This is a genomic window from Saccharothrix longispora (genome assembly GCF_030852425.1).
GTDB lineage: Bacteria > Actinomycetota > Actinomycetes > Mycobacteriales > Pseudonocardiaceae > Actinosynnema > Actinosynnema longispora.
This window is the reverse complement of the sequence record NZ_NSDM01000003.1, coordinates 393,122-404,916: the sequence shown is the minus strand read 5'-3', so window position 1 is coordinate 404,916 and position 11,795 is coordinate 393,122. Positions and strand designations below refer to the sequence as shown.

Below are 11,795 nucleotides of genomic sequence, written 5' to 3'. Positions count from 1 at the left end.
CGGCCGTGCCGCATGATGCACCCATGTTGTCGAGCAGCAGCGACGAGTTCCGCGCCTTCTGGACCGAGCGCCACCTGTGCACGCTCACCACGATCCGGCGGGACGGCACGCCGCACGTCGTGCCGGTGGGCGTCACCCTGGACGTGGGGACCGCCACGGCGCGCGTGATCACCTCCGGCGCCTCGCACAAGGTCCGGCACGTCCTGGCCGCGGGCGAGGCCGGCGCGCCGGTCGCGGTGTGCCAAGTGGACGGTCGCCGCTGGTCGACGCTGGAGGGCCGCGCGGTGGTCCGCCGCGAGCCGGGGGCCGTGCGCGACGCCGAGGAGCGCTACGCCGCCCGCTACCGCGCGCCTCGCCCCAACCCCGGCCGCGTGGTGATCGAGATCGCCGTCACCCGCGTCCTGGGCACGGTGTGAGCGCGCCCGTCACCGTCGTCGGCATCGGCGCGGACGGCTGGGCCGGCCTGCCCGGGGGCGCGCGCCACGAGATCGCCTCGTGCGAGGTGCTCATGGGCAGCACCCGCCAGCTCGACCTCGTGCCCGGCGCGTTCGAGCGGGTGCCGTGGCCGTCACCGCTGCTGCCGGCCCTGCCCGGCCTGCTCGACCGGTACGCGGACCGCCGGGTCTGCGTGCTGGCCAGCGGCGACCCGATGTTCCACGGCATCGGCACCACGCTCGTGCGGCTGCTGGGCGCGGACCGGGTGCGCGTCGTGCCGCACCCGTCGTCGGTGTCGCTGGCCTGCGCCCGGCTCGGCTGGGCGCTCGACGACGTGGCCGTGGTCAGCCTGGTCGGCAGGCCGGCGGCGCTCGTCGTGCCGCACCTGCACCCCGGCCGGCGCGTCCTCGTGCTCGGGTCCACCCCCGCCGAGGTGGCCGCGCTCGCCCCGCGCGCCCGCCTCACCGTGCTGGAGAACCTCGGCGCGCCGGACGAGCGCGTGCACCACGACCCCGCGTCCGCCGGCGCGCTGCACGTCCTGGCCGTCGAGTGCGGTCCGGCGGGGTGCGGTCCGGAGGAGGGGAGCGCGTCGCTCGTCCCCGGCCGCCCCGACGACGCGTTCGAGCACGACGGGCAGCTCACCAAGCGCGAGGTGCGCGCGGTGTCCCTGGCGCTGCTCGCGCCGCGGCCCGGCGAGCTGCTGTGGGACGTCGGCGCGGGCGCGGGCAGCATCGCCGTCGAGTGGTGCCGCACGCACCCGTCCTGCCGGGCCGTCGCGATCGAGAAGCACCCCGAACGGGCCGCGCGCGTCACCCGCAACGCCGTCGCCCTGGGCGTGCCGGGCATCCGGGTGGTCGTCGGCCCGTCGCCCGACGCGCTGGAGGACCTGGCGACCCCGGACGCCGTGTTCGTCGGCGGCGGCCTCACCGCGCCCGGCGTCGTCGAGCGCTGCTGGTCGGCGCTGCGCCCCGGCGGCAGGCTCGTCGCGAACGCCGTCACCCTGGAGTCGGAGGCCGTGCTCACCGCGTGGCGGTCCCGGCTGGGCGGCGAGCTGACCAGGATCGAGGTGAGCCGGGCCGTGCCGATCGGCGGCTTCACCGGCTGGCGCCCCCAGATGCCCGTGACCACGTGGGCCGTGACCAAGGAGATCCCGTGACCGTCCACTTCATCGGCGCCGGCCCCGGCGCGGCGGACCTGCTCACGCTGCGCGCCGCCCGGCTCCTCGCCGAGTCCCCGGTGTGCCTGTACGCGGGCGCGCTCGTGCCCGTCGAGGTGCTGGAGCACTGCCCGCCCGGCGCGCGCCTCGTCGACACCGCCGACCTGGACCTCGACCGGATCGTGCGCGAGCTGTCCGACGCCCACGCCGCCGGGCACGACGTGGCCCGCCTGCACTCGGGCGACCCGTCGCTGTTCAGCGCGGTGGCCGAGCAGATGCGCCGCCTCGACGCCCTCGGCATCCCCTACGACGTCACACCGGGCGTCCCCGCCTTCGCCGCCGCCGCCGCGTCCCTCAAGCGCGAGCTGACCGTGCCGGGCGTGGGCCAGACCGTCGTGCTCACCCGCACGGCCGCCCGCGCCACCCCCATGCCGCCGGGGGAGGACCTGGCGACGCTGGGCGCGTCCCGGGCGACGCTCGTGCTGCACCTGGCCGTGCAGCGGATCACCGAGGTCGTCGCCGAGCTGCTGCCGAACTACGGCCCGGACTGCCCGGTCGCCGTGGTGGCGCGGGCCGCCAGGGAGGACGAGGAGGTGCTGCGCGGCACCCTCGCCGACATCGCGGCGCGGGTCGAGGCCGCCGGGATCAAGCGGACGGCGGTCATCGTCGTGGGCCGCGTCCTGGCGGCGGAGGGCTTCCCCGACAGCCACCTCTACTCGGCCGAGCGGTGCAGGGCGTAGGCGTGGACCGGCACGTGCGCACCGTCGAGGAGCTGCCGGACCTGCTGGACGGCCTGTTCGAGCGGGACGCGGGCGAGGCGCGCTGGGACCGCTTCTACGCCGCCCGCGCCCGTCCCGTGCCGTTCTTCGCCGCGAAGCCGGACGAGAACCCGGTCGCCCGCCTGCCGGACCTGTCCCGGGGCCGCGCGCTCGACCTGGGGTGCGGACCCGGGCGCAACGCCGTCCACCGCGCCCACGAGGCCGCCGCCGACGTGCGGTTCCACGTCGGCGACGTGCTCACGGCCACCTCGGAGGGCCCGTACGACCTGGTCTACGACTCGGGCCTGTTCCACCACCTGCCGCCCCACCGGCGGATCAGCTACCTGGCCCTGCTGGACCGCGTGCTCGCACCCGGCGGGCACGTCGGCCCGGTGGCGTTCGCGGCGGGGGAGAGGGGCTCGGAACGCCCGGACACCGACCTCTGCCGGACCCCGCCCTCGACGGCGGGCCGGCGTACACGGCGGAGTCGCCGCGGGCGGTCTTCGCGGCCTTCGAGGAGGTCGAGCTGCGCCGGATGAACGACGAGCCCGACGACTCGCCGCACTACGGCGAACCGTTCCTGTGGACCGCGCTGTTCCGCCGGTGAGGCGCTCAGGCCCGGCCCACCACGGCGCCCGCCCGGTCGATCACGATCACGTCCACGGTCACCGGCGCGCCCCGCAGCACCTCGTCGGCCGTGGCCTTGGCGCGGACCGCCACCAGGTCGCCCAGCGGCACGCCCGCCGCCTGGGCCAGGTGCAGCGCGCCCAGCGCCGTGTTCGCGCCCCGGATCGCGTCGGCCAGGGCCGGGTCGTCCACCAGCGAGGCCACGAAGCCCAGGTCGACCTGCGAACGGCCCGAGTGCAGGTCCAGGTGGCCGTGTGCCAGCTTCGACAGCTTGCCGATGCCGCCCGCGACCGTCAGCCTCGGCACCGGGTGGCGGCGCAGGTACTTCAGCACCGCGCCCGCGAAGTCGCCCATGTCCAGCAGCGCGTCCTCCGGCAGGCCGTGCACGGCGGCGGCCACCTTCTCCGACGTGCTGCCGGTGCACCCGGCGACGTGGGCGTACCCGGCAGCGCGGGCCACGTCGATGCCGCGCCGGATGCTGTCGATCCACGCCGAGCACGAGTACGGCACCACGACGCCCGTGGTGCCGAGGATCGACAGGCCGCCCAGGATGCCCAGGCGCGGGTTCCACGTCCTGCGCGCCAGCTCCTCGCCGTGCTCGACGGAGATCTCCACGACCACGTCGCCCGTGCCGCCGTGCTCGGCCGCCACCCGCGCCACGTGCTCGGTCATCATCCGCCGGGGCACCGGGTTGATCGCCGGTTCGCCGACCGGCAGCGGCAGGCCCGGTTTGGTGACCGTGCCGACGCCCGGGCCGGCGCGGAACGCGACGCCGCCGCCGGGCGGGCCGGGGCGCACGGTGGCGGAGACCAGCGCGCCGTGCGTCACGTCCGGGTCGTCGCCCGCGTCCTTGACCACCGACGCGGTCGCGACGCCGTCGGACAGGGACTCGCGGGCCAGGGCGAACGTCGGCGTGCGACCCTTGGGCAGCACGATCCCGACCGGGTCGGGGAACTCGCCGGTGAGCAGCGCCGTGTAGGCCGCGGTCGTCGCGGCCGTGGCGCAGGCGCCGGTCGTCCAGCCGTAGCGCAGGGTGCTCACCACGTCAGGATGCAACAGGGATGAGAACGGTGCTGGTACTGGGGGGCACGGGCGAGGCCCGCGCCCTCGCCGCCGCGCTCGCGGGCGCCAGGGTGATCTCCTCGCTCGCGGGCCGGGTGAACGACCCGAAGCTGCCCGGGGGGGAGGTGCGGGTCGGCGGGTTCGGCGGCGTCGACGGGCTCGTCGCCTACCTGCGCGCCGAACGGGTGGACGCCGTCGTGGACGCCACGCACCCGTTCGCCGACCGCATCACGGCCAACGCCGTCGCCGCGACGCGGGAGACCGGTACGCCGTTCCTCGTCCTGCGCCGCCCCGGCTGGCCGCCGCGACCGGGGTGGGAGTACGTGGACAGCGTCGCCGAGGCGGCCCGGCGCGTCGCCGGCCGCACGCCGTTCATCACCACCGGGCGGCAGGAGCTGGCCCACTTCACCCGCGGCGTGGCGCGCACCGTCGACCCGCCCGACCCGCCGGTCCCCGGCGTCACCGTCCTGCTCGACCGCGGGCCGTACGCGGTGGAGGGGGAGCTGGCGCTGATGCGCGAGCACGGCGTGGACGTGCTCGTCACCAAGGACAGCGGCGGCCCGATGACGGCGGCCAAGCTGGAGGCCGCCCGTCACCTGGGCCTGCCGGTCGTGGTCGTGCGCCGCCCGCCCGCGCCGGACGCGCCGTGCGTCGCGACCGTCGCGGAGGCGCTGGACTGGCTCACCCGGGGTACCGGCGCGGGGTGAACACCGTGCCGCGGTCGGTCAGCCTCGTCTGCGTCGAACCGATCAGCAGCAGGCACCGCATGTCCACGGTGGACGGGTCGAGGTCGGCCAGGCGCAGCACCCGCACGTCCTCCTCCGGGCCGCCGACGTCGCGCCCGACCACCACCGGGGTGTCCGGCGAGCGGTGGCGCAGCAGCAGGTCCCGCGCCGCCTCCACCTGCCACGTGCGGCTGCGCGAGGCCGGGTTGTAGATCGCCAGCACGAGGTCCGCCGCCGCGGCGGCCTCCAGCCGCCCCGCGATCACCTCCCACGGCTTGAGCCGGTCCGACAGCGACACCACGCAGTAGTCGTGCCCGAGCGGCGCGCCCACCCGGCTGGCCACCGCGTGCGCCGCCGTCAACCCCGGCAGCACGCGCACCGGCACGTCCGCGAACTGCTCGTCCTCCGCGACCTCCAGCACCGCGCCCGCCATCGCGAACACACCCGGGTCGCCCGAGGACACCACGGCCACCCGCCGCCCCCGCCTGGCCAGGTCCAGCGCGAACGCCGCCCGCTCCGACTCGACCTTGTTGTCCGAGGCGTGCACCCGCTGGCGCGGCGACGCGGTGACCCGGGTCAGGTACGTCACGTACCCGACCAGGTCGTCCGCCTCCACCAGCGCCCGACGCGCCTCCGGCGTCAGCCACTCCGGCCCGGCCGGGCCGAGCCCCACCACGACGACCTCGCCGACGCCCGACGCCGAGACCGACGCCCGCCTCCGGTCGCTCGACGGCAGCAGCGCCAACGAGAAGTACGGCACCGTGTCGGCGTCCACTTCGGACAGAGGGGACGTGCGCTGGCCACCGGTCGTGGCACGCTCCACGTACCACGCCTCGTCCAACCGGCCGGTCTTCTCCAGCGCCTCCCGCACGTTCGGGAACGTCCGCCCCAGCTTCACGATCGCCACCGGGTCGCCGCCCGACAGGTGCTCCACGAGCGCGTCGGCGGGCAGCGTGCCCGGCAGCACGGTCAGCACCTCGTCGCGCTCCACCAGCGGCCGGCCGATCACCGCCGCGCCCGCGCTCACCGACGTCACGCCCGGCACCACCTCGGCCGGGTAGCGGTGCGCCAGGCGCTTGTGCAGGTGCATGTACGAGCCGTAGAAGAACGGGTCGCCCGCCGCCAGCACCACCACGTCGCGGCCCGCGTCCAGGTGCCGCGCGAGGCGTTCCGCGCACTCCTCGTAGAACGCGTCCATCTCGCCCTGGTAGTCGTCGGAGTCCTCGGTCGTGACCGGGTAGACCAGCTGCTCCTCGACCTGGCCCTCGCGCAGGTACGGCTCGGCGACCCGCCGGGCGACGCTGCGCCCGTGCCGCGCGCTGTGGAACACCACCACGTCGGCCTCGCGGATGAGCCGCGCCGCCTTGACCGTCACCAGCTCCGGGTCGCCCGGACCCACGCCGACGCCGTACAGCCTGCCCGTCATTCGTCCTCGCTCGCGATCGCGTTGACCGCCGCGGCGGTCATGGCACTGCCGCCGCGGCGCCCGCGCACGACCAGGTGGTCCAGGCCGAGGTCGTTGTGCGCCAACGCCTCCTTCGACTCGGCCGCCCCGATGAACCCGACCGGCACGCCCAGCACGGCGGCCGGCTTCGGCGCGCCCGCGGCGACCAGGTCGAGCAGGTGGAACAACGCGGTCGGCGCGTTGCCGATGGCGACCACCGCGCCGTCCAGCTTGTCGCCCCACAGCTCCAGCGCGGCGGCGCTGCGGGTGTTGCCCAGTTCCTCGGCCAACCCCGGCACGCGCGGGTCGTTCAGCGTGCACAGCACCTCGTTGCCTGCGGGCAGGCGCTTGCGCGTCACGCCCGCCGCGACCATCTGCGCGTCGCACAGCACCGGCGCACCCGCCAGCAGCGCCTCGCGGGCCGCGCGCACCACGTCCGGCGAGAACGCGACGTCCTCGACCAGGTCGACCATGCCGCAGGCGTGGATCATCCGCACGACGACGCGCGCGACGTCGTCCGGGAACCGGGCCAGGTCGGCCTCGGCGCGGATGGTGGCGAACGAGCGGCGGTAGATCTCCGGCCCGTCCTTGATGTACTCGGTCAACTGATCTCCTCGTACCCGTCGCCGGTCGCGACGAACTCCACGGCGCCACCGGCCGGCCGCCCGCACCGCCGCGAGCAGCCCGACCAGTGCACGCGCCCCGCGTGCGGGGTGCCGATCCAGCGCGCGACGTCCGCGCGCACGTCGGCCAACGACTTCGCGCACCCCGGCCGGCCGGTGCACGCGCTCACCCCGTGCCACGGCGAGTCGGGGGAGGTGAACAGGCCGCGCGTGTCGCCGCCGGCCGGGAGGACCAGGCTGCGCCACGGCGTCAGCCGCACCGGTGTGCCGGCGAGCAGGCGGGCGTCGAGCCGGCCCAGCGGGACGCCCGCCACGACGCGGTCGCCTGCGGGGCCGGGTGTCGCCGGGATCACAGCGGCATCGAGCCGGTCGGCCACCGGGACGCCCAGCGCGGCGGTGATCTTCCGCACACCGCCGTCCACTTCGGACAGCCGCCAGGCGGCGCCGCGCAGCTCCCCGAACAGCCGAGCCGCGCGCACGACGGCCGCCACTGGATCGGTCACGCGGAGCCCGGAATCCCGCCCGGCCAGGAACAACGCGTCACCGACCAGGCCGATGTCACCCGAAAGCCCGCTCACCGCGTGACCCACCGTGATCAGGAAGCGGCCCGGCAGGTCGGCGAGCGACGGTTCGGCCAGCAGCGCGGCGTCGAGCGCGTCCACCAGGTCCTGGTTGTCCTCCAGCGGCGCGGCGACGAGGTTGCGCATCCGCTCGTGCGGCGCCGACGGCAGCAGGCCGGCCTCGCGCAGCCGCGCGCCCAGCTCGTGCTCCGCCCCCGGCGCCAAGCCCCTGATCTGCACGTTCGCCCGCGACGTGAGTTCCAGGAACCCGTCGCCCAGCTCCAGGGCGGCCCGTCGCACCACGTCGAACCGCCCGGCGTCCAGCGTCCCGCCGGGCACGCGGACGCGCGCCAGGCCGCCGTCGGCCGCGACGTGCACGTCGACGGCGCCGGGGCAGGCGTCCGGGCGTTCCCGGTCGGAGGACATGGGATGGATGCTAACCGGCGGGTTAGGGTGGCCCGGAACGGCGAAGCAACAGGAGGAAGCCGGTGCGAATCCGGCGCGGTCCCGCCACTGTGACCGGGTGAAGCCCGGGAGTCAGGAACTCCGCCCAGCCGTCCCCTACGACCTGGGGCGAGGACCCCCGAGGGATGGAGCCCGCACGTGATCCTGCTGCTGTCGACCTCCGACACGGACCTGCTGTCCGCCCGCGCGAGTGGCGCGGACTACCGCTTGGCCAACCCCGCCCGCACCTCCGTGGACGACCTCCCGGCGCTGGTCGAGGACGTCGACCTGGTGGTCGTGCGCATCCTCGGCGGTCGCCGGATGTGGGAGGAGGGCCTGGACCACCTGCTGGCGGGCCCGCGCCCCGTCGTCGTGCTGGGCGGTGAGCAGAACCCCGACGCGCCGCTGATGGAGCTGTCCACGGTGCCCGGCGGCGTGTGCGCCGAGGCCCACGCCTACCTGGCGCACGGCGGCCCGGCGAACCTGGCCGAGCTGCACCGCTTCCTGTCCGACACGGTCCTGCTCACCGGTCACGGGTTCGAGCCGCCCGCGCCCGCGCCGAACTGGGGCGTCCTGGAGCGCCCGGGGAGCGCGAACGACGGGCCGACCGTCGCGGTCCTGTACTACCGGGCGCACCACGTCGCCGGGAACACGGCGTTCGTGCACGCCCTGTGCGACGCGGTCGAGGCCAAGGGCGGCCGTCCGCTGCCGGTGTTCTGCGCCTCGCTGCGGGCCGCCGAGCCGGAGCTGCTCGCCGTGCTCGGCCGGGCCGACGCCCTGGTGGTCACCGTCCTCGCCGCGGGCGGCACCAAGCCCGCCGCCGCGTCGGCCGGCGGTGACGACGACGCGTGGGACGTGGGCGCGCTGGCCGCGCTCGACGTGCCGATCCTCCAGGGCCTGTGCCTCACCTCCAGCCGCGCCGCGTGGGACGGGAACGACGACGGCCTCTCCCCGCTGGACACCGCCACGCAGGTGGCGATCCCGGAGTTCGACGGCCGGATCATCACCGTCCCGTTCTCCTTCAAGGAGGTCGACGAGGACGGCCTGACCGTCTACGTGGCCGACGAGGAGCGCGCCGCGCGGGTCGCGGGCATCGCCGTGCGGCACGGGAAGCTGCGGCACATCCCGAACGCGGACAAGCGCATCGCGATCATGCTGTCGGCGTACCCCACCAAGCACTCGCGCATCGGCAACGCCGTCGGCCTGGACACCCCGGCCAGCACCGTGCGGCTGCTCCGGGCCATGCGCGAGGCCGGGTACGACGTCGGCGACGAGCTGCCCGGCGTGGCGGACCTCGACGGCGACGCGCTGATCCACGCCCTCATCGCGGCCGGCGGGCAGGACGCCGACTGGCTCACCGAGGAGCAGGTCCGGGGCAACCCGGTGCGGCTGCCCGCCGCCCGCTACCGCGAGTGGTACGCCACGCTGCCCGAGGACGCCCGCGCGGGCATGGAGGTCCACTGGGGCGAGGCGCCCGGCACGCTGTTCGTGGACCGCTCGAAGGACCGCGACGGCGAGATCGTGCTGGCCGCGCTGCGCTCGGGCAACGTCGTGGTGATGGTGCAGCCGCCGCGCGGGTTCGGCGAGAACCCCATCGCGATCTACCACGACCCGGACCTGCCGCCCAGCCACCACTACCTGGCCGCCTACCGCTGGCTGGAGGCCGAGTTCCGGGCCGACGCCGTGGTGCACGTGGGCAAGCACGGCAACCTGGAGTGGCTGCCCGGCAAGACCGTCGGCATGTCCGCGGGCTGCGGCCCCGACGCCGCGCTCGGCGACCTGCCCCTGGTCTACCCGTTCCTGGTCAACGACCCGGGCGAGGGCACGCAGGCGAAGCGCCGGGCGCACGCCACCCTGGTGGACCACCTCGTGCCGCCGATGGCCCGCGCGGACAGCTACGGCGACATCGCCCGGCTGGAGCAGCTGCTCGACGAGCACGGGACCATCGCCGCGATGGACCCGGCGAAGCTGCCCGCGATCCGCGCCCAGATCTGGACGCTGCTCCAGGCCGCGAAGCTCGACCACGACCTCGGCCTCACCGAGCGGCCCGCCGACGAGGGCTTCGACGAGCTGATCCTGCACGTCGACGGCTGGCTGTGCGAGATCAAGGACGTGCAGATCCGCGACGGCCTGCACGTGCTGGGCGAGGCCCCGACCGGCGAGGCGCGGGTCGACCTGGTGCTCGCGATCCTCCAGGCCAGGCAGATGTGGGCCGGGCAGGTCGCGGCGCTGCCGGGGCTGCGCGAGGCGCTGGGCCTGGCCGACACGACGCGCGCGAGCACCGACCGCGTGGAGGCCGAGGCGCGGGCCCTGGTGCAGGGCATGGAGGACGCGGGCTGGGACCCGGCCGCCGCCCGCGCGCTCACCGACGTCGAGGACGTGGCGCGCGTGCTGGAGTTCGCCGCGCACGAGGTCGTGCCGCGGCTGGCCCGCACCACCGACGAGATGACCCACGTGCTGCACGCCCTGGCCGGCGGCTACGTGCCCGCCGGTCCCAGCGGGTCGCCGCTGCGCGGCCTGGTCAACGTGCTGCCGACGGGCCGCAACTTCTACTCGGTGGACCCCAAGGCGGTGCCGTCCCGGCTGGCCTGGGAGACCGGGCAGGCCATGGCGGAGTCGCTGCTCGACCGCTACCGGACCGACACGGGGGAGTGGCCGCCCTCGGTCGGCCTGTCCGTGTGGGGCACCAGCGCGATGCGCACCGCGGGTGACGACATCGCCGAGGTGTTGGCCCTGATGGGTGTCCGCCCGGTGTGGGACGACCAGTCCCGCCGCGTGACGGGCCTGGAGGTGGTGCCGCTCGCCGAGCTGGGCCGCCCGCGCATCGACGTCACGGTCCGCATCAGCGGTTTCTTCCGCGACGCCTTCCCGCACGTGGTCGCCCTGCTCGACGACGCCGTGCGCCTGGTCGCCGGGCTCGACGAGCCGGACGAGGACAACTTCGTGCGCGCCCACGCGCAGGCCGACCTGGCCGAGCACCAGGACCCGCGCCGCGCCACGATGCGCATCTTCGGCAGCAAGCCGGGCGCGTACGGCGCGGGCCTGCTGCCGCTCATCGACAGCCGGAACTGGCGCGACGACGCGGACCTCGCCGAGGTGTACGCGGTGTGGGGCGGGTACGCCTACGGCCGCGAGCTGGAGGGCGTGGAGGCGCGCAAGGACATGGAGAGCGCCTACAGGCGCATCGCCGTGGCCGCCAAGAACATCGACACCCGCGAGCACGACATCGCCGACTCCGACGACTACTTCCAGTACCACGGCGGCATGGTCGCGACGGTCCGCGCGCTCACCGGTCGGGCCCCGGCCGCGTACGTGGGCGACAGCACCCGACCGGACGCGGTGCGTACCAGGACGCTGCACGAGGAGACGAACCGGATCTTCCGGGCGCGCGTGGTGAACCCGCGCTGGCTCGCGGCAATGCGCAAGCACGGTTACAAGGGCGCGTTCGAATTGGCCGCGACGGTCGATTACCTGTTCGGTTACGACGCCACCACCGGCGTGGTCGCGGATTGGATGTACGAACAACTCGCGGCCAGTTACGTGCTCGACCCGGAGAACCGGGAGTTCCTGGAGAAGTCGAACCCGTGGGCCCTGCACGGGATCTCGGAACGCCTGCTCGAAGCGGCCGAGCGCCGACTGTGGGAACACCCCGAGCAGGCGACCCTCGACGCCCTGCGGGCGGTTTACCTGGAAACGGAGGGCGAGTTGGAGGGCGGGGACTAGCCTCTCAACCCGCGCGCGCACGACGTGGGCGAGCGGCCCGCATTTCCCGGTGGGGGGTGCGGGCCGCTTTTCCCCTTCTAGGGGTGTGTGAATTCCGGAGCGTCCCGGGTGCGTCACCCGGAGCGCACGGATGAACGGAGTGTGTCCGACCGGTCGACCCGCTGTGCCCGAACGGCCCACTAAGCACACGGCTAGCAGAATCGGTCCAGCGACGCAAATGTCGCAAGGTGTGTAACAG

General features: G+C 75.3%; 10 protein-coding genes and 1 riboswitch. Of the genes, 6 read left to right on the top strand and 4 right to left on the bottom strand.

The features are described from left to right. Positions 1 to 23: 23 nt before the first annotated feature. Genes CKY47_RS09735 through CKY47_RS09720 form a run of 4 tightly spaced genes read left to right on the top strand, consistent with a single transcriptional unit; the run spans position 24 to position 2,888 of the window. Positions 24 to 416, top strand: coding sequence for a pyridoxamine 5'-phosphate oxidase family protein (locus tag CKY47_RS09735; RefSeq protein ID WP_306745356.1), 393 nt, complete (start codon positions 24 to 26; stop codon positions 414 to 416). Further along, positions 413 to 1,591: a precorrin-6y C5,15-methyltransferase (decarboxylating) subunit CbiE gene (gene cbiE / locus CKY47_RS09730; RefSeq protein ID WP_306745355.1), complete on the top strand. Its 1,179-nt coding sequence runs from the start codon at positions 413 to 415 to the stop codon at positions 1,589 to 1,591. The genes CKY47_RS09735 and cbiE overlap by 4 nt, the downstream gene beginning before the upstream one ends. After that, complete coding sequence (cobM, locus tag CKY47_RS09725) at positions 1,588 to 2,331, top strand: precorrin-4 C(11)-methyltransferase (protein ID WP_306745354.1); 744 nt, start codon at positions 1,588 to 1,590, stop codon at positions 2,329 to 2,331. The genes cbiE and cobM overlap by 4 nt, the downstream gene beginning before the upstream one ends. A 14-nt stretch (positions 2,332 to 2,345) precedes the next feature. Continuing rightward, complete coding sequence (locus CKY47_RS09720; protein WP_306745353.1) at positions 2,346 to 2,888, top strand: class I SAM-dependent methyltransferase; 543 nt, start codon at positions 2,346 to 2,348, stop codon at positions 2,886 to 2,888. A gap of 73 nt (positions 2,889 to 2,961) precedes the next feature. Here CKY47_RS09720 and CKY47_RS09715 read toward each other — a convergent pair whose 3' ends face one another. Beyond that, complete coding sequence (locus CKY47_RS09715; protein WP_306745352.1) at positions 2,962 to 4,017, bottom strand: cobalt-precorrin-5B (C(1))-methyltransferase; 1,056 nt, start codon at positions 4,015 to 4,017, stop codon at positions 2,962 to 2,964. Between the two features lie 20 nt (positions 4,018 to 4,037). Between CKY47_RS09715 and CKY47_RS09710 the strand changes: the two genes are divergently transcribed. Beyond that, positions 4,038 to 4,745 (top strand): cobalt-precorrin-6A reductase, encoded by a 708-nt coding sequence (locus CKY47_RS09710; protein WP_306745351.1) that lies wholly within the window; start codon positions 4,038 to 4,040, stop codon positions 4,743 to 4,745. On the opposite strand, the gene CKY47_RS09705 is transcribed toward CKY47_RS09710, so the two are convergent. From CKY47_RS09705 to CKY47_RS09695, 3 genes are read right to left on the bottom strand one after another with little or no spacing between them, the layout of a single operon-like run. Next, positions 4,720 to 6,189: a precorrin-2 C(20)-methyltransferase gene (locus CKY47_RS09705; protein WP_306745350.1), complete on the bottom strand. Its 1,470-nt coding sequence runs from the start codon at positions 6,187 to 6,189 to the stop codon at positions 4,720 to 4,722. The genes CKY47_RS09710 and CKY47_RS09705 overlap by 26 nt on opposite strands. Continuing rightward, positions 6,186 to 6,812, bottom strand: coding sequence for a precorrin-8X methylmutase (locus CKY47_RS09700; protein ID WP_306745349.1), 627 nt, complete (start codon positions 6,810 to 6,812; stop codon positions 6,186 to 6,188). Before CKY47_RS09700 ends, CKY47_RS09705 begins: the two co-directional genes overlap by 4 nt. After that, positions 6,809 to 7,816 carry a ferredoxin-like domain-containing protein gene (locus CKY47_RS09695; protein ID WP_306745348.1) on the bottom strand — a complete coding sequence of 336 codons (1,008 nt, stop codon included), beginning with the start codon at positions 7,814 to 7,816 and terminating at the stop codon, positions 6,809 to 6,811. The genes CKY47_RS09700 and CKY47_RS09695 overlap by 4 nt, the downstream gene beginning before the upstream one ends. An 8-nt stretch (positions 7,817 to 7,824) precedes the next feature. Further along, a riboswitch (cobalamin riboswitch) is annotated at positions 7,825 to 7,958 on the top strand. A 35-nt stretch (positions 7,959 to 7,993) separates the two neighbouring features. Between CKY47_RS09695 and cobN the strand changes: the two genes are divergently transcribed. Then, positions 7,994 to 11,557 carry a cobaltochelatase subunit CobN gene (cobN, locus tag CKY47_RS09690; RefSeq protein ID WP_306745347.1) on the top strand — a complete coding sequence of 1,188 codons (3,564 nt, stop codon included), beginning with the start codon at positions 7,994 to 7,996 and terminating at the stop codon, positions 11,555 to 11,557. Positions 11,558 to 11,795 lie beyond the last annotated feature (238 nt).

Excerpts from the sequence above, each read along its gene's own strand:
- CKY47_RS09735 (WP_306745356.1), top strand. The coding sequence starts at position 24 with ATGTTGTCGAGCAGCAGCGACGAGTTCCGCGCCTTCTGGACCGAGCGC.
- CKY47_RS09710 (WP_306745351.1), top strand. The coding sequence starts at position 4,038 with ATGAGAACGGTGCTGGTACTGGGGGGCACGGGCGAGGCCCGCGCCCTC.
- CKY47_RS09705 (WP_306745350.1), bottom strand. The coding sequence starts at position 6,189 with ATGACGGGCAGGCTGTACGGCGTCGGCGTGGGTCCGGGCGACCCGGAG.
- CKY47_RS09695 (WP_306745348.1), bottom strand. The coding sequence starts at position 7,816 with ATGTCCTCCGACCGGGAACGCCCGGACGCCTGCCCCGGCGCCGTCGAC.